The following is a 25,284-nucleotide window of genomic DNA, read 5'->3' on the forward strand; positions in this document are numbered from 1 at the left end:
GCGAGCTGCTGGCCACGTTCATCCACACCCTGATGGGCGCTGAAGCCGACGCCTTGTGCGGTGCGGGATACGGCGAGCGCAGCGCCGAGCGCACCAATCAGCGCAACGGCTATCGGCAGCGCCAGTGTCGAGATGCAACGAAGATTGACAGGACACGCCTGGGTACTTTGACAAGACTTCGGCGTGTCGCAGGAGCTTGTTAAAGAACTTTGCAAAAGTCCAGCTTGTAGCCGGGATTCTCTACGCTCGCGGTGCTCACCTGAACCAGGCACCATCGCGCACTTCACACGCCGTCGAGCGGTGTACAGAGGCTGGCAGTAGCCGACTGCACCGCAGTCGAGGCGCCCGGCGCGGTCGCCCCGCGTCTGACCGGTCAACGCTGTGACTTCAAACGTTCTGCGGCCGTAGCGGATACGCGTTCCCCTCATGACCGGCTATGTCGTTACCATCGCACCGACCCTTGGTCGGTATCAGATAAGGGCGGTTCCCCAGAGAGTTCGTTGACCTTATAGGCCCGCTCGGCCAGCAGCTGAAGTCGAGGATGGTTAAGGAGCGCCTCAAGCACCTTTGTCACGGGTACTTCGAGTTCCTGCAGGGCGGCGAGATAGGTGACCAGGTGCACAGACTCAGCGACTGCATGGAGTTGGAAGTAGTCGCGAAGTTCACGCCACCTATTGGTTCCGCCGTGGGCAACGTGGTTTCGCGCCCAGACGGCCCAGCTTGCCCACTGCTCGGTGTCTAGCCCGATCCGTTCCTGTATTTCCGGGGCGAGTCGGTCGTGCAGTGCCTTGAGGCGAGTGTTCAAAGACGCATTGTCTGGCCCCTGCAGGCACCAGCGGTGAAAGCCTTCGGCTGCGGCGACGGCCTGACTCACGTATTCCTCGACTATTCGCGACGAGCGTCCACACAGACCGACCACTACGCTCCACGCGTAACTCGCTTGCTTGCCGTAGGTCAGCCGTTGTTGCGCCTGCATGTAACGGTTGAGCGGAACGTCGACGAGGGTGAACACCACGGCGGTGGCGTCATGGACCCCATCTGGGCGAGCACGCTTGCCGTCATGCACAAGGATCGCGACCGTTGTGCCGTCGTCGGCGTCCAACCTGATCTTCTCGATGCCGCAGGCCTCGAATGTTGCCAATTGGACCAAATCATCGATTGGGCCGATCCTCTCAACGACCTTGGCCGCCGAGATCAACGCGCCGTCGCGCAACCGAATCGAGACGTGAGCACCAACTCGCAACTTCACCACCGGCCCACACCGCAGGTTCGTCGTCATCATCTGAAGCTTCAGGTCGGGCCAAGTTTCTGTCGCATCGCTGACCCACGGGTGCGTCGCTGTAGTGGCAATTGAATATTCGGCGTCGTTGTCCTCACCCCGCGCATATTCCGCTCGGAGGCCTCCGATCACAGGAAGGATGTACGGCATCAATCGCGTGCCGTCCGGCTGTTCTTCGCCGGGATGCTCGACACCTTCGATACGCGCCCACTGCGGCGGACAGAATCGCGCATCCTCAGTGAGGTAGTAGAGCTCGTCGATTGTGACCACAGCTTCGGCGAAGGACGGTACCTGCGGGCTCGGGATGTGCGCACCGACGCAGATCCACGAGGACTGCCAAAATTCGTCGTGAACGCCACGGATGAGCCCAGCGGTGTACTTGCCGCGCTGTGCATCCCATAGGGTTATTGGCTGGCCGGAGTCAGATTCTCCATAGATGCTGCCCGGCCGCACATCTCCTACAACCTGGTTGGCGGTCCATCCACCGGTGTCGGTCTCTCGGTACTCTGGCTCCGGCGAGAAGCCGCCGATCAGTTCGAGCGTGGCACCTTCGTCGGGCAGCCAGGTCAAAATTCCTGGCCTGCGGTCGTCGGGAGATTCTGGCAGGTAGAACCAGCCCTTGATCCTTTGCGTTTCGCACTGTCTCATGACGCAAGCTTTCCAGGGCATCATCGGGGGTCAGCATCCCGCGTTGAGCGTATGCGGTATGGGTGAGTGGCGCGCGCGTCGTCGAGTTCTGCGCTGAACAGCCAACCGGTCGAGAACGACAATCGCCGAACGGGTAGACGACCCGTCTCGAACTGTAGAAACAGCCCGACCGAAGGTGCGTAGACGCTGCTCATAGGCTGTATAGGTTCGGGTCTTTGTCGCCTCCGGTACGGGCTTGAGACGCACCCCGCCGGCGTCCTTTCGCGTCCACGAGTAGCTATCTCGAATAGCTCCTCAACACGGAGGACGACACGCCTAGAGCTGTCGCACCCTGCCAATATCCTGGGACCATGGCCGAGCCTGACGCTAAGCGCGTATTCGTCATCCATGGTCGCAACGACGCGGCCCGCCGCGAGATGTTCACATTCCTGCGGGCCATAGGCCTCCACCCCATCGAGTGGAGCGAAGCGCTTCACGCCACCGGGACGGCGAGTCCGTACATCGGTCAGGTTCTCGACACGGCATTCGGGATGGCTCAAGCGATCGTTGTGTTGATGACCCCGGATGAGATCGCCTACCTGATCCCTGCGTACAGCCATGGCGAGCACGACCCCGAAACTCAGCCCGCCGCGCAGGCTCGACCGAATGTACTGTTCGAGGCCGGCATGGCGATGGGCCGGGACCCCAAGAGGACAGTGCTGGTCGAACTTGGTTCGGTGCGGCCCTTCAGCGACGTGTCCGGACTGCATGCCGTGCGCCTAGCGCCCACGCCCGAGAAGCGTAAGGACTTGGCCCAGCGGCTAAAGACTGCAGGCTGTGAGGTGAATCTCAACGGCGACGACTGGATGCAGACAGGCGATTTCACGGCGCCCGAGGTGCCGGGAGCCGGGAGGCCGTTGGGACGACGTGTTCCCAGCCAATCCGGTCAGGGCGCGGCTCGGGTAGATGGGCGGTACTTCAAGCGGTCGGCGGGCAGCGATCAACTCCAGATCATCAACCGCAGCGGGGAAAACTTGCTGAACCTGCGTCCCGAAAACCTTGGCGACTACCCGGGCAGAATTATGGGCTTTCCCATCGAGCGGTTGCCCGCCTTCAAGGACGTGAAGCTGATGACGTTCACCCATGGTGAGAGGGACAGATTCGATTTGGTGATCGTCGGTCAGACTGAAGGCGGCGAAGATTTCCGCGATTCAGTGTTTCTCGACTTCAACGGATAGGTTTACTCGTGGAAATTCCGGTCGAGTTCCCGCTCGACGTTGACGGCTTCATCCGCCGCGAGTGTCCTACGTGCACAGAACAATTCAAGTGGCACTACGGCCCAACAGAATCGCGTCCCCCCGAGGCAGTCGATCCACCGATGTACACGTGTCCTCTGTGCGGCCGACCAGCAGGGCCGGATCAATGGTGGACGCAAGTGCAGATCCAGTACCAGGAAGAGGTTGTAAATTTCTACGCCGGAGACATCATGAACGATGCGATGAAACAGGCGTTGCGAGGGTCGAAAACTATCAAGTACACACCGGGCAAGAACACCGCGCCCGCTCCGACAGCGCTCCACGAGCCGAACGACATGATTATCGTCGAATCACCATGTCACCCATGGGAACCCGTAAAGGTACCGCAGGAGCGGGCGGACAACGGAGCCTTGTACTGCTTGGTGTGTGGCGAAACTTTTTCGGCATAGTGGCTATTCGGCGGCAATCCCGCGCTTCGTCTGAACCGACGTCGAACAATGGTTGATCGCCTCCGAGCAACCATGGATGGCACGCTCGGCCATTTCTGGATGAATTTCGCCGATGTGTACGACCTCGATAAGGCAACCGATGGTTACGTGAAGCTAGGCGACGATGATTTTTTCCACATAGGCACGTTGCGCACTCGCCAGTACAACAGCGAGTTCGGCACCAACCGCGAGCGACTTGCTCTGCCAGACACGATCTACGCGATGACGAACGTCACCCGTTCCATCTTCTTCGATGTCGCCGGCATCTCGCAGTCGAACGTGATGGGGGAAAGAGCATCGACCCAAACTGTCCGGACGCGCGGTGTGATAGTGAATGTGCCGCTAGCGTCGCTCAAGGATGACCAATTTCTCGCCGTAGAGCTCGAGATTCCTCAGGTAACCAGATGGGCAGGGCTAACCAGCATTCGCGAGGAGAGTGTTCCTCCCGGCGGCAGTCGGGCGAAACAGTACAAGGCCGAAACAGTTGAGGTGGAACCTCTTGAGCTAGAGATTAGGCGCGGCTTGAGCTTGAAGCTTGACTCGACGTGGCACGTCGACGGTCCTGATGACCGCCGAACTATCAACGCGCCGCTCGTAGTTGGCACCTCGAGCCGAAGGCCGCGTAAGTGGCACGACCACCTTGTGCCGTTGCTGGCCGTTCAAGATCTGATTAATCTCGCGCATGAAGGGTTCGTGCCAGCGGAGCAAGCAAGGGTCGAATTCAAGATGGAAGACGACGGCAGACCTCGTGAATCCGCCACACTTTGGAACTCTCGATTGATGGCGCTGCCACGGCAAGGCGGTGTGTCAGGCCCAAAGTCGATGACCGAGGTCCCTTTGTTTTACCTCGAAAACATCGGCGGCGTTCAAGGACTCCGCAACTGGATCCGTCTTGACCACCATCACGGGCGCGCGACCGGACCAATCACTAACGCATACAGGTACGGGACAACCGGTGTAGAGGTCCATCTGATTGAGATCGCTACCGGGATGGAGTACTGGACGAAAGTCCACCGCGAGCTGGGGCGAACCTGGGCCGAGCCGAGACGTAGGAGCAGACGCGTTTGGGAGCCGCTTCCGATGTCGATCGGGCGCCACGTCGGTCCTGCTTTCGCCGAGTTCGTCGGCGACTTGGACCAGTGGAGCCAAATGTTCTGGGAGACATACAACAGCTTGAAGCACGCCCCAAACTACGAGTACAACCCGTCCGAAGTGCAGCTACTCGGCGACACCGGCGAGCTGCTTCTGCTCGGAGCTCTGCTCAATAGGGTTGCGGGCAACAAGGTCCCAATGAAGACGCTCTGCCAAAGCCACAGAACACACATGATGGGGTACAACATTCGAAAGCTACTCGGCGCTGGCGAATTCTCAACCGAATAGCGCAATTTCGGCGGCCGAGTCGGACTCGAACCGACACTTGGGCGGACCTTAAGAGCGCTTAGCGTACCTTCGAGCGCGGGAACACCAACCGTGGATAACCGCTGTGATCCGTCATCTGTTGGCCGCTCTCCGCCAGACGCCAACGGTGGCGAATTTTGGCGTCGTCTGCGACTGCCGCCCTTCATCTACCGATAACACCCGATCCCGTCGGGTCAAGAAAGTCATCGGTCCGCTGGCGCGGCCACTACAATCGTGAAGTGCCCGACCTCGAGTTCGTTCAGACAGATGACCGCGGACGGATCACTCTGCCTGACCGCCCTAATAGCCGGTTCCTGTTGCGCCACAACGCGGATGGCAGCATCCTTATTCAACCAGCCCAGGTTGTCACCGACGCCCAGTACGAGTACTGGACCAATCCCGAACTACGAACACTGCTCACTGCCGCAGCGTCATCACGCACCGTTCACCGAGCGCGCGACCACCGCGACTGATCACTCCGTTCAGCCACCGGACTCACGAGAACGACCTTCATCCGCTCGGGCCGCCCGCTGCCACGGATCCTGCAGTTCATCCGCGATTCGGTCTCGGTCCGCCGCCCACTCAGGATCCTCGGGTCCGTCGAAAAGGTCGGCCACCTCAGCCGATGATCGCCAGCATCGGGCAGGGTTCACCTCGTCGTCCGTCACGTGGCCACCCCCTGCTGTTGCTCGAAGATCCACTCACTTTAGTGTGACTCCAGCCGGATCGAGCGCCGATAACCGCTCCCTATGTCGGGTACGCCAGCATTACCCGGTTCGCGCCTGCACGCCGACAACACTCGGAATTTTTCGCCGCCGCTGGCCGAGACGCACGGGTGCCGACACCGCGCGGACGCAATAGTGCCGAGTAGCATCGCGGATCCACGGAGGATTGGAGACTATGTGGGACCAGGTGGCCATGCGCCAAAAGGAAGCGGCCGATCACACTGGCGGTGCCGGCATTTATCGACAGCCACAGAACGTTTTACGTCAAGAGTGGATACGGGCGGTTTCGCAATGACATCTCAGCTCGTGCGATTCGCGTGACGCTATGATGAGCCGCCATAGGCAAGGACACGATGGCCGTCCCGGCAAGAATGCACGGCGGTGGTGGTGGATCGCGGCGGTCGGCTGCGCGTTGATTGTCGGCGTAATCGCGGTCACAACAACTGTTTTCGGTCTCGGTGGTTCTGATGACCGTGATGAGTCGGAAAGAGAAAAGGCACAGAAGCGCTGCGAAACCGAAACTCTCAATCGATTGATATCACCATCGACTGCACAGCTAACAAAAGTGCAAACGGAGCTTAGTCAGCTCGACGCGGGCAGCCGCGATCTCTTTTCGCTACTGGACGAGCCTCTCAAAGGGGTTGATCATTCCCGCATACGAGTTTGGAATGTTTCGGGCGTTGTCGACGCGAAGAACGACTTCGGAGGCACAATCAAAACTCCCTTCACATGCCGCGCATATTTCGTCGACAGCGGCTTGGCTCATACCCTCGTTCTCCTCGACAACCACTAGCACCGCCGCGCCACTTCGGCCGTCATCACAACCGCCGATGTTGCCGTGGATGCATTGATACCAGGACGATTCTGAGAACGGTCAACGCCGCTCATTCGGCAGACCGCGGAGGTCGAATGCACAAGCCTCTTTGCCAAGACACGCCTGTCCGACCGCATCTCCCCCGAGGACAGTGACAGTGGCATCTCATTGCGATTGAGAAGTGATGTCTCTTCCCCAACGACTGGGCCCACAGTGCCATCATTCTCGAGTGACCTCGAGAGCAGGGACGAAGACTGACGGCAAGCTGGCTATCCGCCTGGCGGCGATCTCATCCTTCGGCGCGGCGATAATTCACTTCGCGGTCATGCCCACACATTGGCAAGCGTGGACGCAATCCGGAGTGTTTTTCGCCTCCATCGCGATGTTTCAAGTGTTGTGGGCATTCCTGGTGTCGCGACGCCCGATGCCGGCAGTGTTCGCCGCAGGCATCCTGGCCAATGTCGCTGCGGCGGCGCTCTGGGTGATGTCGCGGACCGCGGGCGTACCCTTTGGCCCGCACTCGGGACAGTCAGAAGCGGTTGATACTGCAGGTCTTTGCGCTCTCCTACTTGAGTGTTATGTCGTCATGGGGGCCGGCTGGGGGTGGTATCGCGTCGAACGCGCCGATCCGATATCGCGATTCGGAAACGCGATCATCCTGGGCGGCGCCAGTGCCGTCGTTACCATCGCAGCGACGCTGGGGGCAGCGTCAGGGGTGCTGCTCGACCACCACGGGTCGAGTGAGGCGGAGCAGAGCGACCATCCGTCGGCTAGTGACCATGCGGGCAGCCATAGCGGTGTTCCAACTCCTGCCGCTATACCCGTGGTGGAGGCGGCTCCGAAGAGCGATTCTCCGGCTCCGGTCGAACACCCCGCTCCGGCGACGGAACTATCAGATAAAACCGCGGAGGATCACCACCACAGCGAGTGAGTGATCCAGCCGCACAGCAAAAGCAGCTACATCCGATCGCGACAGTGCGGGCACGGCATTTCCATAGCGGCGCACATCGGGCATTTGTCCATCGACATCGGCATCTGCATGGCTTGGTCGCAGCACCACATTAAGTGGCGGCCGTTTCCGTCGGCATAGAGTACAGCCATCGGATCTGCCCCCACGATGTCGAAATAGACCTTGCCGGTAGAGCTTTGGCCTTGTGCCAGTGTGGTGGCGGGCAGCCCTTCCGGGGTTGCGATCTGCCACAGGACGGGGTGCCGCTGACCGTCGATTGAAACGGCGTGCAGGTTGGGGATGATGGGTGTAACGGTGCCGGTGACTGCGCGCACTGTCGCCGAGCTTTCCCAGAGCTGACCCCGCGGGGTATATCCCGGCAGGATAGTCGCCGACTTCTGAAGGTCGGCCACAGTCCACTCCTGGACTACCGCACCCCCGGCATCGACGATCTGTTGCGCTGAACCGAATTTATGGGGGCAATGCTTCGTGGCGGCCGCTGGGGCAGCGAACGCTATTGCTCCAGCGACGAATGCGGCGGCGAGCGTCGCGGTGAGCACTGTTAGGAGTCGCAAGCAACCTCTCCTTTCAAGAGAATTGGCGAGCAGCACAAAATCAGGCGCGGACAGCTCGCCCAATACTACGTACTGGGATAGTAGATGAGTGACTACGTACTGGGATAGTAGATGAGTGTTGATTTCGGATGGTGGCGCCTCGATGGGGCGCGAGAGGCGCGAAGATCGAGTCGGCGAATGGGCGAGACCCACGCGAGGCCCGAACGGTTCAGGCATGAGACGTGCATGGCGCCGCCGCACTGCTGCTGAATTCCTGTTGGCCCGCTCCGTTGCCGTCCGGCCGCCAGTCGAACGGGAAGTGCTTGCTGGAGGCGCCTTGATAGTCGCGCGACCACTCGAACCCGACAGCGTGATCGCGCTCGACGACCCCCCACGTGGCGACCTGGCCGGGACCGACCTCGGCGCCCGGCGGGTTGGCGGTGGTCACGCGACGGTTGAGATCAGAGGTGGGTCCGGTTAGCGCTGCGACGCGGACATCGACCTTGCCGGGGATTTCGGCGCGCCAGTAGGCCAGGTCATCTGCTGCATCGAAGGTAATCGGCGCGTACTCGATGCCGCGCAAATCCGCGATCAGGCTTGCGAATTCGGCTGGCCAGCCGCCTTCCTGTCCGGTAAAGATGCGCTCTAGGGCCTCACGCTGGGCGGCGTCGGCGTCGGCATCAATGTAGAACATCAGCTTCATCATGGCGTTGGGATCGCCGACCCACATGTTGCCGGTGAACTCCCCGAGGGAAACGACGTTGAGTCCCCCCAGATCTACCGGACCGAAGTGGCCTGCCCGGATATGCCATACGAGGGTGAACAGGCAGTCACCGTGGGTGGGCTCTTGAGCGAAGGTGCATGGGCAGGGCAGCTTGCAGCTACACACGTCGAACCAGTCACCACGCAGATGCCAGTCGGTGGTTGTCGAGATTGTTTTCATCGTTCAAACCTTTCGTTGTATACCCCATGGGGGTATCGGGCGGGTTGACCATATCCCCATGAGCGCTTCTCCACAAGTACCCCCAGGGGGTATATTTATGTCATGAGTGAATCGGTGTGCCCCAGGCGTGTCGAGGGGTCACAAACCTCGCTTCGACGTGCGGTGAGGACCGGGTCGGCGTCCCGGCTGCTTGCAGCAGTTCTGGCAGCAGTCGGCGCGCTTGCCCTAACCGCGTGTGCATCGGACGGCCCATCCCCGCCCGCACCTGCAGCGCCGACGTCGCAGGCCCCGGCCTCGGGTGCGGCCCGGTTGGTAGATCCCGGCGAGTTCGCCGCGGTGATCGCTGAGCCTGATCGCGTGACGGTGAACGTCCATGTGCCATTTGAGGGCGACATCCCGGGCACGGACCTGTCGATACCGTTCGATCAGATCACCGCACAGGCTGGTTGGCTGCCAGCCAATCGTGACACCGGGTTGGCGATCTATTGTCGGTCGGGGCCAATGAGTGCGACCGCGGCGGAGACGCTTCGCGATCTCGGCTACACCGATGTCGTCGAACTTCGCGGGGGCATGCGCGCTTGGCAAGCCGACGGCCGCGAATTGGTCGGCATCTGATGACGGTCGAGCACTCGGGGCTACCACCGGGTAGACCCCGACGTTCAGGCCGGTATCGACGTGATAGCCGCGCAGACTATTACGCAGGAGTCATTGCATCGAGGGACTTTGGTGCCTGTAGCCGGCCGGCGCGGTCTAGGCGGTACAGGGTGAGCGCCGCGATCAGGCCGATGACGACCAATCCGATCCACGTCAGCTCGGGCATCCCGGCGTCGGAAGCTTTTTGCATGAGCGTTCCGGTGGCGAGGTTGCCGACGAGGATGCCGATTCCGACGATGGTGTTGTAGAAGCCGTAATGTGTGCCGACGAGCCGGCCACCGGCCAGTGAGACGACGGTGTCCATTTCGAACGGGAACACCGCAGCCGATCCGATGGCAAGCACCGCAGCGCCGACGAGAAGCGCACTGATGGCGGCGATTTGGCCGGCACGCCGATCATCGGGCAGCACGGCCATGGGTATGAATGACGCCGCGAGGACCAGCATACCGATCACCAGTGAGTGTCCTGGTCCCCACCACTTAGCGAACCATCGGGTGATCCTGAGCTGACCAGCGACGGCGATCAGGCCGGAGATGACGAATACGCCTGCCACTACGGCGGGTTCAGCATTGGGCACCAGGTTCTTGGCGTGCAGCGGCAGCGCCAGATAGACCTGAAAGGACAGCACGTAGGAGCCGATCATCGCCACGGCGAACAGCAGGAATGAGCGGTTGGCCAGTACAGTGCGCCAGTCGTCGAGCACCGACGTGCCATGTTCGGTCGGAGAGGCCTTGCGTTGTGGCAGAGCGAAAAGTTGCGCGACGGTCAAAGCTGCGAAAACCCCCGCAGCGGCCGCGGCGGCGATGCGGAAGTCGAGCGCCATCAGCGCCAGTCCCACGAGCGGACCGGCGAGGATCCCTCCTTGGTAGAAGATGTTGAACAACGCGAAGGCTTCGACCCGGCGTGGGCCGGCCTCGGCGGCAAGATAGGCGCGCACCGCTGGGTTGAACAATGCTCCGGCGAAACCCGTTGCTGCTGAAGCGATCACCATTGCCGGCAGCGAATCGGCAATCACCAGAAGCCCGAATCCCGCGGTGCGCAGCAGGCAGCCGGCAACGATGAGCGGCTTGTATCCGATGCGATCGGCCAATGTGCCGCCGATGATGAACATGCCCTGCTGGGAGAAGTTGCGCACGCCCAGCACCAGGCCGATGGCCCATGCGGCCAGCCCGAGCGGCCCGGCGAGGTAGCCGGCCAGATACGGCATCAACATGTAGAAGCCAAGGTTGATGCCGAACTGATTGATCATCAGCAGCCGGCTCGGCCATCCGAAACTGCGGAATTCGGTGAGGAAGCCCGTCATCGCGGTGCCTTGACCGGATCTACCACCCTGGGGCACCGTGTCCAGGAGTCCACCACATGCTGTGTGGGGTCATCGATGAGCGCCGGCTCAGCGGGCGGCGCTATGTCATGGAGATTGTGCTTGCGGCAGTAGTCGTCGTTGTAGATGGTGTCGAAGTAGCGTTGCGGGCCGTCGGGGAAGATCGCGGCGATCGTTGTGTCTTCGGGGCGGGTCTGCGCCGCCCAGCCGGCGACCAGGGCAACGGCGCCCACGCTCCATCCGCCGCTGGCGTAGTGGGTGGCGGCCAGCGTGCGGCATGCCCAGACGGCTTCGGCCGGGGCGACCCAGTGGACTTCGGTGAAGGCGTCGTAGTCCACGTTGCGTGGATAGATGCTCGACCCCAGCCCGCGCATCAGTCGTGCGGTTGCCGGTTGACCGAAGATCGTGGAGCCCACCGTGTCGACACCGATCAGTTGCATGTGGGGATTGAATTCCCGCAACACGCGAGCCACGCCGGCCGAGTGCCCCCCGGTGCCGACCGAGCACACCAGTACGTCGATGTGGCCGAGTTGCGCCTGCACCTCGAGAGCAAGCCCGCGGTATGCGTCGACGTTGTCGGGGTTGTTGTACTGATCGGGATACCAGGCGGATTCGTCGGTGGCGAGGATCTGCATCACCCGGTCCCGTCGCGCCTGCTGCCAGCCGCCTTCGGGGTGCGGTTCGGTCACCAAGTCGACCTCGGCGCCGTAGGCCGTCAACATCCGCTGAATGATCGGTTCCATTCCAGGATCGGTCACCAGCGTGACGGGGTGGTGGTGCACGGTTCCGGCCAGTGCCAGGCCCAATCCCAGTGTTCCGCTTGTTGATTCGACGATCCGGCCATCGGGGCGCAGGGCACCGGTGGCGCGCGCTCGTTCCACCATGTACATCGCCGGGCGGTCTTTCATCCCGCCGGGGTTGAAGCCTTCGAGCTTGGCCCAGAAACCTCGACCGGGCGAGGTGAAGGGCTCGGCGATGCGCAGCACCGGTGTGTGGCCGACCATTGTGCCGGGCCGGTCATAACGGCCGAGGCATCGCTGTCGAGGCGTGTGAAGTTCAAGGTTGCGAACGGACAGGGCGTGATTCATGGAAGTACATCGCTTCTGCTTCGAGCCGCGCGCCGTCCGGCGCGCAGCAGCTGAAAGGGACGGCGGTCACCGACCCCGCCGCAGCGAGGCAGCGTGGTCTGGCGCCACCGGATCAGCAGCGTGCGATACACAGCCGGGTGAGCATCACCCGACCGGAAATAACTGTCGCTAGCGGCCGTGGCGGACCACGCACCACAGCCAGTGTCGATTGACTCCACAGTGAAGCCGCGACGGCCAAAGCGGCGATCAGCCCCAACGCGATCAGTATGGTCGATGTGCGCGGCAGCACTCCCTCGGCGACTGTGTCCGGCAGTAGCGGCACCGATCCATCGCTGATATGCGGATGCTCAATGACCACGGAATGGTCGGGAAGAAGGTCAGAAGACAGGGCATGCGGCCCGTGCGCAGAGGGCTGGTCTCCTATTGGCAACGCCCACTCAGCGGCAACAACGACGACCCAAGACGCCAGCACCAGCGCAATCAATGCGCGGGTTCGCGTCCCGAGAAAGCCCACGTTGCTGTTCACAATGGTGCCAAATGTAGCAGCGGATCGCGCGTCGGTTCGGCGCCCACGAACTCGACGCATAGTCGTTACCGCGCCGCGATAGAGCCGTCGCCAGCGACGGTGCGTCGATCCGGACGCTCGTTGCATCGAACCCGACGAGTGCTGGCGGGCAACCGCAGCAGAACACTGTGCATTCGCCAACATGGTCATCAGCGCCTCGTCATGTCAGATCATGCCCCGTCGCGCCTATCGCCGATGCTGAATGCCCAGACTCGGTGTCAGGGCGTGTCAGCTCGTCGGCGAGCGACACCACCAAGCCACCCAGCATGAATGCGGTGATCGCGGCGACCAGGGTGGCGGTACTGAAAGCGGGGATGTACCGCCTCGCCCCCGTCGGCGCGCTGGCGCCGTGGTGATACTGGTGCGTCAGCGCATGTCCTTTGCCCCTGCCCAGCAGGTAGCGGTTCACCGGGTAGGCAGCGACGAAGGCGGCCCCGAGCGCGATCATCATGCCCACCCAGAAGACCGGATTCACCAGGCCCGCGTTCATGGCCCCGGGTATGACCGCCATGACGGCGTTGTCGACGATCTCCATCGTCAGGATCGACAGCGTGTCGGCGGCCAGCACCACACTCAGTGCTGTCCCCAGTGCGAGACCCGCGCGCAGCAGCGGCAGGGTTGAAAGGGTGTAGCCGAACAAGAAGGCCAACCCAACGGCCAGCGCAATCGTGCCCACGTTGCTCAAGCCCAAAGCGGTGCCGATGATCAGGCCGACGATCTCGCCAATGGCACACCCGGTCAGGCAGTGCAGCGTCGCGCTGAGGGCCATCGTGTTTGTGCTGCCATCGTGTTCGTGATGAGCATGACCACTGGGTTCGTGGTCGTGAGTGTGGACGGTCATGACGTACTCCAGAGTTAACTGTGGACGGTGTAGCGGTATTGGCTGATCGATGAGGTCCCTTCAGGCAATAGCCCGTGAACGGCGTATTCCCCATGGCGTGTTTGAGCAACCCGCATCGTCGTAAACCGTGGTGTTTGCGGTGCCGAGTTGGTGGATGTCGCCGGCAGCGCCCATGCAGACCTGATCTTGCTCCTCCGATTCCCGTACACCCCACAGGGGTAACCGCCTGTATACCCCACAGGGGTATATGATGCAAGACCGCCCCCCTCGATGACTACCTTCGCGCCTACCCGCGGCGCCGCCACCAGGCTGCTGAAATTGCTTCGAATCAAACGGTTCTGGGAGCGTGCGCGGCAATCGGCTTCGCTTCTGAGGCGGGCTGAGCCGTGCCTGTCACCCGGGAGGGAGATGACCACTTGCAAGTCCCTGAGGGGTGCCGCCGGATCTGTGACTACCCCTCCTTCACAGGGGCGTGGGATCTTTGGGAGGTCGGCCTTCGCCCGGAGATTTTCCGTGTCGGCGTCAATGCTGTTACTCGCTGTAGCCAAACCGTGACGGACACTTGATCGAATTGCTAACACGCCCTTGCGCATTCATTCGCGGCGCCACCCATAGCATCAATTGACACAGTCGAAATTTCGAGGGAGCCGGAGACGATGCGTGGGGTTGTTCGGTATGTCCTTGCCGCGATCACGATTCCTGCGAGTGTGATCATGGGCCCGGTCGATACAAGCCTCGCGGCAACGAAGCAGCCGTCGGGGAATAGCATCGCGTCTGTCTCACCGACGCGAGACGCGGTCGTTGGCGTCGCACACCCCGTGGTCGTGACCTTCGGCAGGCCAGTCTCCGACAGGCGCGCAACCGAACGTGCCCTCGACATCACTTCGTCGCCCGCGATGACCGGTGAATTCGACTGGCTCGCAGACAACGTCGTTCAATGGGTTCCCAATCAATTCTGGCCTGCTAACAGCGCGATAGCGCTATCTGTGGGCGGGATGAAGACGAACTTCGCGACGGGTCCCGCTGTGGTCGGCGTTGCCAACACCGCGGATCACACATTCACCGTGACTATCGACGGCGTGGAGGCGGCCGTGCTCCCAGCGCCACACCACCGTCCCAACTGGGGAAAGCCGGGCGTGTTCCCAGCTTCGATGGGTCGCCCCGAGTACCCCACACCCGTAGGTACCTACACCGTCTTGGCGAAAGAGCGCGACGTGGTGATGGATTCGAGCAGCGTCGGCATCCCCGTCGACTCGCCCGACGGTTATCTACTCGACGTGGAATACGCCGTCCGTTTCACCAGACGTGGCCTCTTCGTGCATTCAGCTCCGTGGGCGATCAATTCGCTCGGCTATGAGAACGTCAGCCACGGGTGTATCAGCCTCAGCCCTGAGGATGCCGAATGGTACTTCAACACGGTCAACATCGGTGACCCGATAATCGTGCAGGAGAACAGCATAGAAGTTCCTCGATCGGTACCCGCGCCGGAAAACGGAGTTGAAGTTCCTCGCGTAATCCCCCGCTGACGAGGCCTCAACGCTGCTACAGAGAATTGTGTCGTCGTTGCAACCGGCGCCTTGGGATAACGTCCGAAAACAGCCCTTGTCTTCGGTCGGATCGTTATCCACCGACGATGATGTCGGCCAGCACCAATTAGGTTGCGTGGGCGGGCCATTGCAAGAGACTTCGGCCATGCCCTGGACGTTATTGCATCCGAAGCAGTTGGCCCCGCACACGTGCACAGCGCGCTTGATGCGCTTTCACTGCCACCTGCAGCCCGCGAATTCCAGCCTTGTAATTATGTTGCCGGTGTTACTAATGATGCAATTGTGAGTTACGCTGATCTACGTACTCACTACGTACGAGGTTGCTACTCAATGCGAACCGTCGCCAGATCCAAGGTTTGGCAGCCCGCGGCCCGCCGCTTCGACCGCCGGAAGAAAGATTCAACATGGGACCTACTGCCCGTGGCGTGCGCTCAAAGCGCGCCTGCCCTTCCCGGATCGATTTTCGGCGCGCCGCTAGCGTGGTCCTCACTGTTGTCGCGTCGCTATTCCTCGCGTGCACCCCAGCGGCATCCGCCGAACCGACCGCCGGGCAATGGGATCCACTACTGCCAAAGCTGCCGAGCGCGGGAGCGCCCGGCGATCCGGTAGCCATCGCCAATGCGTCGCTGCAGGCAACGGCCGCCGCAACTCAGACAGCGGTCGACTTAGGGCGCAGCTTTCTTAGCAGCCTCGGAATTGCCAGTCCCACGGCTAGTCCTCAAACGACCGTTCGCGGCAATAGGTTGTACGGTGCCCAGGCGATCGAATACGTCATTCGCAGGGCCGGAACGCAGATCGGCGTTCCCTACTCCTGGGGAGGCGGCAGCCTGAACGGCCCGAGCCGCGGTGTCGACCAGGGAGCAGGCACCGTCGGATTCGACTGCTCTGGTTTGACACGTTTTGCGTTCGCCGGCGTCGGTGTACTGCTGCCACGATGGTCGGGCGATCAGTACAACGCTGGCAGAAAGGTGCCTCCCTCTCAAGCCAAGCGCGGCGACCTATTGTTCTGGGGGCCCGGCGGAAGTCAGCATGAGGCGATCTACTTGGGCGGGGGACAGATGATTGAGGCCCAACAGACAGGCGTTCCCATCAAGGTCTCACCCGTACGTACGGCGGGAATGACACCCTACGTCGTTCGAATTATCGAGAGCTAGTTGCAGCGCCCAAATTCGCTAGCTCGCAACGCAATTCAGGCCGCCGCGTGATGAGCTAATCCGAGTAAACAATAGCCGATGCCGCGGACCGTGCGGACGTAGCGCGGACATGTCGGGTCGTCGCCCAGCTTTCGGCGAAGATTTCCGATGTGCACTCCCAGAGCGGAACGACCGCCAGAATGCGGAGAGCCCCACACGATCTCCTCAAGGCGTCGGCAGGTCACGGGCTCGCCCGGATTGTCAGACAAAGCCTGAAGGATCGCAAACTCGATCCGAGTAAGCGATATGGCGCCTCCGCTTCGGAACGCACGCCGGGCGGCCACGTCGACCACGAGGTCGTCAATGCGGCGTCGCCGCGTGTCGCCGATCTCACCGTAGAGGCGAATGTGTCTGAGGGCGCGCCGAATTCGTGCGCTCAGCGTCTCGCAGTGCCCAATGGCGACCACTCCAGCACGTGACATTAGTGGCGCGATCTCTGCGTCAGCAAGCGCGACGACACCACCGCCTGCCGCCTGGCGAACCCGATCCAGAACAGCAGCACCCTGCTCGCCCACGCACACCACCACCACGTCGGGGTCATACTCGCGCAGTGCACTGAATGCTGCGGCTTCTGAGCATGCGACAGCAACGACGAAATCATCGGCGCGCATCTTGTGGGCCAGAATGTCGGCGTAGATGCGCCGCGGCTCAACGAGCAAGACGCGGATTCGGCCGGCGGCCACCACCGGACGTGCGTCACCGTCCACTCGGACTCCGGGGTGTGAGTCGATGGTCGTGACAGTCTCCTTCGCCGATGTGGGGCATCGTTTAACTGCGTCACCTACATGGTTACTGGGAGCCTTAGCGTATCACGATCTATGTATCTACTACGTATATCAGTAGTTGATGATTGAGGCTGATATGTCGACGTTCATCCGCCTGCTGCGAGCCTCGGCAGCCTTCGAATGTCTAGTGGTGGCAGAGCACTTGAAAAAGGGTAGGCGCGGCAACCACTGCGCAAATCATGGTGGCCAAACAGATGCGATGGCGCCATTGCACGTGACTGCGTGTAGGAGTGACCAACCGCTGCGCGCGAGTGACGACCGCCGTCGCCGCCGCGGCGAGGCCGTCGTACGCAACGGGTTGGTGTCCGGCCAAAGCGATCAAGCCGGTGAGCAGAGGTCGGGTACCCACCCGACGTGCCGCGGTGTCATCAGCGCACATCTCCAGCAGCTCCGCCACACAGCGCTCAGCCCGGGCGAAGAGAGGTAGTCGCGGAAGTGTGAGCGCCACGGCACGCAGCACCATGAGAATGTAGTGGTGACGCCCAGAAATGTGGGCGTTTTCATGGGCAAGGACCGCTTTCAGCTCAGACCGGCTTAACGACCTGAGTGCCGCTGAGGTGACGACGATTGCGTTGGGGCGTCCGACGACGCAGTAGGCGGCCGGACGGTCGTCTTCCACCATGACGACGTTCGGATGACCGGTGGGCCGGCCGATGATCCGCGCGGCCTGCGCATGCTCGTGACTTCGCGCGCGTAGGCGAGATATGCACCGGCAAACACGAAGCGCGACAAGCCCCAACGTCAACGTTGCAGCCACGATGAGGGTAAGTAACCCGATAGGGCCGGCCATACGCGTGTGATCGGAGAAGCCGAACAGTTCCAGACACAGCGTCACGACCGCGCCTGTGTGAACGCTGTCTGCCGTCGCTCCGATGGCGAGCGCGAGCGCAACCAGCCATGTCACCAGCGCCGCGGCCACCGCGGCTATCCATGCGGCGGCGCCCATGCGGGGGCTGATGCCGGAAGCGGTCATCCGCCCAAGAATGGGCGGAGCCAACCATGCGAGCGTAGCGCCGTAGAGGAGTAGCCACACCGCCGTTGTCATCATCGTCGTTCCATACACAGAACCGCCCTCGGTGGGACCAAGTGGTCAGCACTCTTCTTCGTCCAGGGCTTGCGGTACAGATTGGCCACAGTCACATCACGGTGGTGCGAGCGACCTGGCGGTGTCGTGAAATCTCGTCGACGAGATGGAGCACCGTGACGGGCTCCATGCGAATCCACAGGCAGTTCATGCCCAACGCTTCGAGGTCGCCGAGTTTTCGTTGTCGCTGTCCATTTGCGTGCCACTCCTGATCTCCCCGACGAGTTCGCCCAGTCGCCGTGTGACCCAGCCCCCAAATGTAGCGGCCGGCTTGGATAAACCGTCGATTCGCCACACCCAACGTGTGATCATCGCTTTGGAAATGTCTGCCGTCCTTTTCAAGGTCCGCCGTTCGGCCGAATGATCTCGTTCCTTCTGAACAGACACGGCCGATCCGGCGCGACGCCGTACGTCACCAGCTTGATCGAGTGCTGACATCTGGCAGCGGGGCCACTGTGAGTGCACCGCTCTACCGGTCAGTCCGCACCGGCGCGGCAGTTCCAACAGATTCCTGCGCAGAGTCCGGCCGCTCGGAACGGCGCGGCCACGGCGAAGCGCCAAGTAACGCCATTGCTCCGGCGATAGCCGCAGCCCACAGCACAACGACAACGACACTCAGAATGAGCCACACTTCCGACCCGACACTGTTCGCGCACACGACAGTCATCCAACGCATATCTCGCCTCCTCGGCGTCCAGCGTCACCCCGCCGCAGGTTGCAATCGGTATGAGTCTGGTAAAGATCTGCTGAAGATCGAGGCTCTCCGACGGTGGCACGTCACCGCGGCCGCATCAGCGGGCACCATATGGGCATGGAGCACCACCCGGGCACACCGCCTGAGCAGGCAAACGGTTACCGCGCGCTCGTCGTCGACGACGAGCTTCCCCTAGCCGAAGTGGTCGCCAGTTATTTGGAACGCGAACAGTTCGAAGCCGTCGTCGCGGGCAACGGCGTCGACGCGATCGCCGTCGCCCGCGACCTTGATCCTGATGTCGTCATCCTTGATCTCGGTCTTCCCGGCATCGATGGGCTGGAGGTCTGCCGGCAGCTGCGCACATTCTCTGACGCTTACGTCGTCATGCTCACCGCTCGCGACACCGAACTCGATACAGTCCTCGGCCTCAGTGTCGGCGCCGACGACTACATCACCAAACCTTTCAGCCCGCGCGAGTTGGTAGCGCGCATTCGCGCCATGTTGCGGCGGCCGCGTGTCCTGCAGTCGGTCACTGCACGCGCCGAACTTGACGTGAGGCCACCACGCTGCTTCGGCGCGCTGAGCATCGACGTCGCCGCCCGTGAGGTACGCATCGGCGACGAACAGATCCTGTTGACTCGCACAGAGTTCGACATTCTCGAAGCTCTTTCAGGTCGGCCGGGCATCGTGCTGACCCGTCGCCAACTTCTCGAAATCGTGCGTGACGGACCCTGGGTCGGTAACGAGCACCTCGTTGACGTCCACATCGGGCACCTGCGGCGCAAACTCGGCGACGTCGCAACTCGCCCGCGCTACATCGCCACTGTCCGAGGCGTGGGTTACCGGATGGGGTCCGGAAAATGAGTCCCCCGGCTACGTCAACGCTGCGCCCATTTCGACGAGGTGGCCGCCCCGGCATCGGCCTGAGGCTCCTGGCAGCCCAAGCCATTGTGCTCGCGGCCGGGGCCGCGACAACCTTGGTAGTGGCCGCCGTCGTCGGCCCTCCCCTGTTTCGTGAGCATTTGCATCGCGCAGGGGTGCCGATGGACTCCCCGGAGGAAGTTCACGCCGAAGAAGCCTACGGCTACGCAACGGTGATCTCCCTCGGAGGCGCCTTGGCGGTGTCCATACTGGCCGCACTGGCTGTCAGTTTCTACATCAGTCGACGGCTCCAGCGGTCCATCGCCGAGGTCGCTTCCGCTGCAACCAATGTCGCGCAGGGCAACTATGACATTCGGGTGTCGCCGCCGGGCCTCGGCGACGACTTCGATGCCCTCTCGTCCGCCTTCAATCAGATGGCTTCCCGGCTTCAGGCTGTTGATTCGTCGCGGCAGCGGTTGTTCGGAGACTTAGCGCATGAGATCCGGACACCAGTCGCTGTGTTGGAGGCATACATCGAGGCGCTCGAAGATGGCATCCGCACTCTGACGCCGCAGACAGCCGCCATGCTGCGCGACCAAACCCGGCGGCTTGTGCGATTCTCCGATGACGTCGCCGCCCTCGCAAACGCCGAAGAAAGCTCGGTTTCGATGTCCTACGCGAACATTGATGTCGACCGCTTAACGCGCCAGTGCGTCGTCGCTGCGCAGGAAAGCTACAGCAAGAAAGGAGTGGCGCTGCTTGTTCGCGTCCAGGAGGGACTACCGCCGCTGTGGGCAGACGAGCAACGACTGTCCCAGGTCATTGGCAATCTGCTGCAAAACGCGTTGCGGCACACGCCATTCGGCGGCTCTGTCGAGCTGAGCTGTGGCCGGGACGGCGGCCGGCTACAGATCGCTGTCTCCGACACAGGCGAGGGAATCCCGGCAGAGCACCTCAGGAGAGTGTTCGATCGGTTCTATCGCGCAGACACCGCCCGCGATCGCGAACACGGCGGCGCCGGTTTAGGGCTCGCGATCGCTAAGGCGCTGGTCGAGGCTCACGGCGGTTCAATAGTCGCAGCCAGCGCTGGACTCGACGCCGGTGCAGTATTCACCGTCGACCTGCCTATCGCGCAACCTCAACAGAATCTCGGATAACCGCACATCAACGCGATCCCGCCCAGCCCACTTGGGATTGGTCACTTGTCCAGCATTCCCTGCATGGTGTCGATTTCTGCTTGCTGAGACGACACAATGTTGCGCGCCATCTCCATCGCCGCGGGGAACTGACCATTGTCAATTTCCTGCTGCGCCATCATGATCGCGCCCTTATGGTGCTCAATCATCTGCGTTAGAAAAAGCCGGCTGGCCTCAGCGCCCTGCGCGTTCTGCAGCGCGGCCATATCGGCATCCGACATCATGCCGTGCCCGCCACTCATACCAGGCATCTGATGTCCGGGCATGCCCTGGTCGGGCATGCCAGTGCCGCTCGGCGTAGGTGTGGAAGAGACTTCCCACTCTCGGAGCCATCCCTGCATTTGCTCGATCTCGGGAGCCTGAGCGTTCTTGATCTCGTTTGCCAGCGACACAACCTCGGGGTCGATGCCTTGTTTACCGAGAAGCATGTCGCTCATCTCGATCGCCTGCTGGTGATGGGGAATCATTCCTTGAGCGAACCTCACATCGGCGTCATTATGGGTAGCGACACTGCCGGCCGCGCTGGGCGAGACCGACGCTTCCGCCGAGGTAGGGCTGGCCGCTGGCGCAGAGTCTGTTCCGGTGTTCGAACAGGCTCCTACCAACATGGCCGCCGCCGCCAAAGCCGCGAGCCTCAATCCATTTCGCCTGTGCTGCATGGCACATCCTTCCTCACAACTTCGTGACATCACGCATCAGCGGGGCGAGCGCTCTCGCCGCCTCAGTTCAGCCTCAGGACCCCATGTATGGGTGCGTTCGTGTTCCGATGAAGATTTGATGAAGACACCTCGACTACCTGTTACCAGCCGAGCGCCGCTGAGTCGACGCTGAGCTCGGCGCTTGGCCGCCACTAGCGCATGATGGGTAAATGGCTTGCACGACACCGAAGCGCTCAGACCGGCTGGCCTCCGGTCACGTAGCCTCTACGCGGGAGTTACGGTTGCAGTGCTGTCAGTGACGCTTCCGCCGACCGGGCGACCGCCGAGCATGGTGGTTAGGACGCGGGTATGAGGCAGGTCAGAGAGCGGACAGGTCAACGGGTTGCGATCCACGACAATCATGTCGGCATGATGGCCGGCGACGAGTGACCCGATGTCATTCCACCTCAATACTTGTGCAGCAGTGCGCGTCCAGGTGGCGAGCGCGTCTATGCGAGAGACCCCGGCGGTAGCGGCGGCACGTCCAGAAGCGCCGTAGCGCGGTTTCGCAGCCAGGGCCAGATGTTCGAAGACGTTCTTCGGCCCCCAGTCAGTGCCACAGCCTACGGTGAGCCCGGCGTTGAGAAACCGCTGCAGCGGCACGAGGTGCTCGAGGATGGCCTCGCCGACACGGTCGGCGAACAGCTCACCCTTGCCCCAGGAGAACGACATGGTGGTGGTGAGGTCGAGATCCAAGGCGGCGAGGCGACTGATCTGTTCGGGTTCGGCGATTGCTGCATGCTGCACGATCCACGGACGGTCCTCCGCGCGTAGCGGCCCGACGAGGCTTTCGAGCTGTTCGAGATAGTCATCGAGTTCACCGTTGCCGGCGATCATCATGTTCAGCCGTAGGCCGCTGGCAAGGCAGAACCGCATGACCTTCTCGACGGTGTCCGCAGGCACAAATGATCGTCCAGATGTCATGGTGCCGAAAGGCCCCCGATACGGCTCACGGAGCAGCAACTGTCCGGCGTGGCAGGATCCGCCGCGGCCAATGGTGATGCCGTCGATGCGCAATATGTCGTCGTCTCGGTCGACCATGCCGGCCGCTCGCCGAAGCCGGGCAAGTAATCGGTCGACATCAAGCGGATCGTCGTCGGGCATGCCATAGATGTGGGCTTCGGGTGCGCACTGCACGCGCAAGCTGAGCTGATCGGTGCTGCGCAGCCACTGGTAGAGCTCGATGTGGGAGAAGTCCATAGCGTGGGCTTCGTAGATGGTAGTTACACCGCGTGCATTAGCGTCTCGCATCGCGTGAACGACGCCAGGCTCGAATGCATTGGGCTGCAACAGCGGTAGCTGCCGCAGCAGGCCATTCATGAAGTCGTCGTTGTTGTAGTAGAGGGTGACCGCGCCGTGGAGCCGCCCGGTCGGCTCACCGCTGGCGTCTTTTTCGACCCAGACATCGCCGACGCGGTCGGCGGTGTGCCGGTCGATGCCCAGGCGCTGCAATCCTGCGCTATTCAGCACGCAGGTGTTCGGGATGACCGGCGCCCAAGCCTGAATGAACACGGGATGGTGCGGCGCGGCACGGTCGAGTGTGATTCGATCAGGCAAGACCCCTTCGGTGAGGTGGCGGTAGGACCGTCGCAGGAAGTAGTGCGGCTCTCCTACCGGGGTGGTCATGATCCACTCCCCCGCCGGAGTCGTTTTGGTGCGGACAGCGAGGCGCGCGGCGATGTCCATATGGTCGACTGCGTCACCGAGATCGACCAATGGCTCGGCGATCACCCCGAAGTGCAGCAGGTGAGGGTGGGTGTCGATGAAGCCGGGCATCACCGTGGCCCCGTCGAGGTCTACGACGGCGGCGTCCGGTCCGGCAGTGCGGCGCACGAAAGCCTCGCTGCCCACGGCGGTGATGCGCCCGTCAGCCACGGCAACCGCTTCGGCAATCGAGTTTGAGCGGTCGCACGTGAGGACGGTGGCATTGGTATAGAGGGTGCTCGTCATGAATGGTTCGCCACAGTTTGAGCGCTGTCGTTTGCGTCGTCCTTGAGTTGGCAAGCGCCGGTCGCGCGGAACGGCTCAGCCAGCTGAGCCAGATAGCCGACCGGGTAGTTCGGCTTGGCGGCCATGCCGAGGTCGTCGCTGCTGAACCGGCGATGCGGGTCGAAAGAGAATGTGCGCAGCGCGTGGTCCCAGATGAGCGTGAACAGGCCGAAATTCACGTCACCGATGCCTGCCCACTTGAGGTGATGGAAGCGATGACCTTCGTTAAGTGCCAGCATTTTCCGCAGCGGACCTATGCGGTAGTCGGCGTTGGAGTGTTGAAGCAACAGCTGTACCGCAATGCACACGGTCAAAACCTCGGCCACAGTCTTGGGCATGCCGAGTAAGAGCAGAGGCACGGTCCCCGCCGCGAGTTCCAAAGCTCCGTGAAGGGGATGCTTCATGAGTCCGTTGAATCCGTAGAACCGTTTGACGCTGTGATGCACGGCGTGAAAGCGCCACAGCCACCCCACCTTGTGGCTGGCCAGGTGCGCGACGGTCACGCCGAAGTCGGTGACGACGATCGCGATCAGAACCTGCACGACGAAGGGCAGCGACGAAGGCCAACGTTGACCGAATGGTGACAGCGCGGCCATCAGCGGGATAACCAGCACTGTAAAGAGCAGCGAGGTCTCGTTGATGAAAGCGTGCACCACGTCGCGGCGCCCATCACCAACCGAGGTGTTCCATTCATCGGTGTAGGGCAGAATCCGCTCAGCGACGAACGACAATCCGATCGCCGCAACAATGAGCGCAGCCATCCATGACTCAGCCCACGGTGCATGTGCCAGCCCGATCGCGGCGCCGTTTATACCGATCAACATCAGCGGCACGTAGCCGTACCGAACAAGTGTCTTCGCCATGTCTTCAGTCTTCAAAGTGTCTAGACCGCGGCGCATGTACAGATCCGGTGACCTTCACGCGAAGCGAGTCGTCGAAGTCTCTAGGCGCCGGGGCCGACGACGGCATACTCAAGAGGTGACGTGGTCGGGTGCAGCGGTGATCGAGCCGGGTCGGCTGATCTACGGCGGCCGCCTCGGTGCCGCGCATGGTCACTCGCATGCGGCCGTTCAGATCGCCATCGCCGCCGATGACCCTGTGCTTCTCACCGACTCGTCCGGACACAGTGCCCAGAGTCGCGTCGGTGTCATTCCGTCTGGCGCCGCACACGCTGTGGATGCCGGCGCAGCGACTGGACTCATGATTTATCTCGATTCGGCCAGCGCATACGGGCGCCGAGTCGAAGCTCTCGTCGACCGGACCACGAGGCCAGAGGTGGATGGATGGATTGCAGCGGCTCAACGCCTTTCGGCAGATCTTCCGCGATCAGACGATCTCGCAGCTGCAGCCGATGCCGTGATCGCCGAGCTTGTCCGACCAGAAAAACAAGTTAACGCTCACGCCGAAACGCACCCGGCTGTGTCGGCTGCCATCACGTTGATACCCGACCTCCTCAGCGGCCCAGTTCGACTGACCGACGTCGCTGCTGCGGTGCATCTGTCGGCCGACCGGCTAGGCCGGCTGTTCGCGCGCGACGTCGGTCTGTCCTTTCCAGCCTATGTCCGGTGGGCGCGCCTGATCCGAGCGATGGAAGTCGCGCGTACGGGAGGGACAATCACCGACGCGGCTCACGCCGCCGGCTTCGCCGACAGCTCTCATGCCAACCGCGCGTTCCACGAAATGTTCGGCGTCGCACCGATCGACGTCCACCGAAGCGTTCGGCTTGCCTGACCGG

At 62.1% G+C, this 25,284-nt stretch carries 25 protein-coding genes and 1 pseudogene (1 of these 26 running past the window's edge); 14 read left to right on the forward strand and 12 right to left on the reverse strand.

What is annotated here, in order from left to right; genetic code table 11:
- Nucleotides 1-122, forward strand: a pseudogene (locus H7J93_RS28410) (transposase) (its annotated part extends 49 nt beyond the left edge of the window); the annotation flags it as partial.
- Nucleotides 123-442: 320 nt separating this feature from the next.
- Here H7J93_RS28410 and H7J93_RS28415 read toward each other — a convergent pair.
- Nucleotides 443-1,951, reverse strand: coding sequence for an ApeA N-terminal domain 1-containing protein (locus H7J93_RS28415; protein WP_267309613.1), 1,509 nt, complete (start codon nt 1,949-1,951; stop codon nt 443-445).
- Nucleotides 1,952-2,277: 326 nt separating this feature from the next.
- Between H7J93_RS28415 and H7J93_RS28420 the strand changes: the two genes are divergently transcribed.
- The 6 genes from H7J93_RS28420 to H7J93_RS28445 all read left to right on the forward strand — a co-directional run bounded on the left by H7J93_RS28420 (nt 2,278) and on the right by H7J93_RS28445 (nt 7,518).
- The gene (locus H7J93_RS28420) at nt 2,278-3,144 is read left to right on the forward strand and encodes a TIR domain-containing protein (protein ID WP_267309614.1); all 867 of its coding nucleotides are present in this window, start codon (nt 2,278-2,280) and stop codon (nt 3,142-3,144) included.
- Nucleotides 3,145-3,341: 197 nt separating this feature from the next.
- Complete coding sequence (locus tag H7J93_RS28425; protein ID WP_267309615.1) at nt 3,342-3,611, forward strand: hypothetical protein; 270 nt, start codon at nt 3,342-3,344, stop codon at nt 3,609-3,611.
- A gap of 72 nt (nt 3,612-3,683) precedes the next feature.
- Nucleotides 3,684-5,030 (forward strand): ApeA N-terminal domain 1-containing protein, encoded by a 1,347-nt coding sequence (locus H7J93_RS28430; protein WP_267309616.1) that lies wholly within the window; start codon nt 3,684-3,686, stop codon nt 5,028-5,030.
- Nucleotides 5,031-5,287: 257 nt separating this feature from the next.
- Nucleotides 5,288-5,521 carry a hypothetical protein gene (locus tag H7J93_RS28435; RefSeq protein WP_267309617.1) on the forward strand — a complete coding sequence of 78 codons (234 nt, stop codon included), beginning with the start codon at nt 5,288-5,290 and terminating at the stop codon, nt 5,519-5,521.
- Nucleotides 5,522-6,098: 577 nt separating this feature from the next.
- Entirely contained in the window at nt 6,099-6,566 is a 468-nt protein-coding gene (locus H7J93_RS28440) for a hypothetical protein (protein ID WP_233151512.1), read from the forward strand.
- Between the two features lie 250 nt (nt 6,567-6,816).
- On the forward strand, nt 6,817-7,518 hold the full coding sequence (locus H7J93_RS28445; protein ID WP_267309618.1) for a hypothetical protein: 702 nt from the start codon (nt 6,817-6,819) through the stop codon (nt 7,516-7,518).
- Between the two features lie 26 nt (nt 7,519-7,544).
- On the opposite strand, the gene H7J93_RS28450 is transcribed toward H7J93_RS28445, so the two are convergent.
- A complete protein-coding gene (locus tag H7J93_RS28450) occupies nt 7,545-8,054 on the reverse strand; it encodes an MPT63 family protein (RefSeq protein WP_267309666.1) in 510 nt (169 codons plus the stop codon).
- A gap of 265 nt (nt 8,055-8,319) precedes the next feature.
- Nucleotides 8,320-9,033: a DUF1326 domain-containing protein gene (locus tag H7J93_RS28455; protein WP_267309619.1), complete on the reverse strand. Its 714-nt coding sequence runs from the start codon at nt 9,031-9,033 to the stop codon at nt 8,320-8,322.
- Between the two features lie 102 nt (nt 9,034-9,135).
- Between H7J93_RS28455 and H7J93_RS28460 the strand changes: the two genes are divergently transcribed.
- Nucleotides 9,136-9,648, forward strand: a complete 513-nt coding sequence (locus H7J93_RS28460) for a rhodanese-like domain-containing protein (RefSeq protein WP_083406456.1) — start codon at nt 9,136-9,138, stop codon at nt 9,646-9,648.
- Between the two features lie 79 nt (nt 9,649-9,727).
- Here H7J93_RS28460 and H7J93_RS28465 read toward each other — a convergent pair whose 3' ends face one another.
- The 4 genes from H7J93_RS28465 to H7J93_RS28480 form a co-directional block, all read right to left on the reverse strand.
- Nucleotides 9,728-10,990 carry an MDR family MFS transporter gene (locus H7J93_RS28465; protein WP_267309620.1) on the reverse strand — a complete coding sequence of 421 codons (1,263 nt, stop codon included), beginning with the start codon at nt 10,988-10,990 and terminating at the stop codon, nt 9,728-9,730.
- Complete coding sequence (locus tag H7J93_RS28470) at nt 10,987-12,096, reverse strand: PLP-dependent cysteine synthase family protein (protein ID WP_267309621.1); 1,110 nt, start codon at nt 12,094-12,096, stop codon at nt 10,987-10,989. The genes H7J93_RS28465 and H7J93_RS28470 overlap by 4 nt, the downstream gene beginning before the upstream one ends.
- Nucleotides 12,097-12,208: 112 nt before the next feature.
- The gene (gene lpqS, locus H7J93_RS28475) at nt 12,209-12,811 is read right to left on the reverse strand and encodes a putative copper homeostasis (lipo)protein LpqS (RefSeq protein ID WP_267309622.1); all 603 of its coding nucleotides are present in this window, start codon (nt 12,809-12,811) and stop codon (nt 12,209-12,211) included.
- Between the two features lie 10 nt (nt 12,812-12,821).
- A complete protein-coding gene (locus H7J93_RS28480; protein ID WP_267309623.1) occupies nt 12,822-13,430 on the reverse strand; it encodes a DUF4396 domain-containing protein in 609 nt (202 codons plus the stop codon).
- Nucleotides 13,431-14,158: 728 nt separating this feature from the next.
- Between H7J93_RS28480 and H7J93_RS28485 the strand changes: the two genes are divergently transcribed.
- Together H7J93_RS28485 and ripB are read left to right on the forward strand one after the other, a co-directional pair.
- Nucleotides 14,159-15,028: a L,D-transpeptidase gene (locus H7J93_RS28485; protein ID WP_267309624.1), complete on the forward strand. Its 870-nt coding sequence runs from the start codon at nt 14,159-14,161 to the stop codon at nt 15,026-15,028.
- A 425-nt stretch (nt 15,029-15,453) separates the two neighbouring features.
- On the forward strand, nt 15,454-16,203 hold the full coding sequence (gene ripB / locus H7J93_RS28490) for an NlpC/P60 family peptidoglycan endopeptidase RipB (protein ID WP_267309625.1): 750 nt from the start codon (nt 15,454-15,456) through the stop codon (nt 16,201-16,203).
- A 35-nt stretch (nt 16,204-16,238) separates the two neighbouring features.
- Here the strand turns inward: ripB and H7J93_RS28495 are convergent, their stop codons facing one another.
- Complete coding sequence (locus tag H7J93_RS28495; protein WP_267309626.1) at nt 16,239-16,949, reverse strand: winged helix-turn-helix transcriptional regulator; 711 nt, start codon at nt 16,947-16,949, stop codon at nt 16,239-16,241.
- A gap of 202 nt (nt 16,950-17,151) precedes the next feature.
- A complete protein-coding gene (locus tag H7J93_RS28500) occupies nt 17,152-18,000 on the reverse strand; it encodes a M56 family metallopeptidase (protein WP_267309627.1) in 849 nt (282 codons plus the stop codon).
- Nucleotides 18,001-18,916: 916 nt separating this feature from the next.
- Between H7J93_RS28500 and H7J93_RS28505 the strand changes: the two genes are divergently transcribed.
- Nucleotides 18,917-19,669 (forward strand): response regulator, encoded by a 753-nt coding sequence (locus tag H7J93_RS28505; protein ID WP_066811022.1) that lies wholly within the window; start codon nt 18,917-18,919, stop codon nt 19,667-19,669.
- Nucleotides 19,666-20,823, forward strand: a complete 1,158-nt coding sequence (locus H7J93_RS28510) for a sensor histidine kinase (protein WP_267309628.1) — start codon at nt 19,666-19,668, stop codon at nt 20,821-20,823. The genes H7J93_RS28505 and H7J93_RS28510 overlap by 4 nt, the downstream gene beginning before the upstream one ends.
- Before the next feature lie 41 nt (nt 20,824-20,864).
- On the opposite strand, the gene H7J93_RS28515 is transcribed toward H7J93_RS28510, so the two are convergent.
- Both H7J93_RS28515 and H7J93_RS28520 read right to left on the reverse strand, forming a co-directional pair.
- Entirely contained in the window at nt 20,865-21,521 is a 657-nt protein-coding gene (locus tag H7J93_RS28515) for a DUF305 domain-containing protein (RefSeq protein ID WP_267309629.1), read from the reverse strand.
- 264 nt (nt 21,522-21,785) lie between these two features.
- The gene (locus H7J93_RS28520) at nt 21,786-23,336 is read right to left on the reverse strand and encodes an amidohydrolase family protein (RefSeq protein ID WP_267309667.1); all 1,551 of its coding nucleotides are present in this window, start codon (nt 23,334-23,336) and stop codon (nt 21,786-21,788) included.
- On the opposite strand from H7J93_RS28520, the gene H7J93_RS28525 reads away from it, so the two are divergent.
- Entirely contained in the window at nt 23,247-23,462 is a 216-nt protein-coding gene (locus tag H7J93_RS28525; protein ID WP_267309673.1) for a hypothetical protein, read from the forward strand. The genes H7J93_RS28520 and H7J93_RS28525 overlap by 90 nt on opposite strands.
- A 44-nt stretch (nt 23,463-23,506) precedes the next feature.
- Here the strand turns inward: H7J93_RS28525 and H7J93_RS28530 are convergent, their stop codons facing one another.
- Complete coding sequence (locus H7J93_RS28530; protein WP_267309630.1) at nt 23,507-24,412, reverse strand: sterol desaturase family protein; 906 nt, start codon at nt 24,410-24,412, stop codon at nt 23,507-23,509.
- A gap of 115 nt (nt 24,413-24,527) precedes the next feature.
- Between H7J93_RS28530 and H7J93_RS28535 the strand changes: the two genes are divergently transcribed.
- Nucleotides 24,528-25,280: a helix-turn-helix transcriptional regulator gene (locus tag H7J93_RS28535; RefSeq protein ID WP_267309631.1), complete on the forward strand. Its 753-nt coding sequence runs from the start codon at nt 24,528-24,530 to the stop codon at nt 25,278-25,280.
- Nucleotides 25,281-25,284: the final 4 nt, after the last annotated feature.

The sequence above is a fragment of the Mycobacterium barrassiae genome (assembly GCF_025822765.1).
Classification (GTDB): Bacteria; Actinomycetota; Actinomycetes; order Mycobacteriales; family Mycobacteriaceae; genus Mycobacterium; species Mycobacterium barrassiae.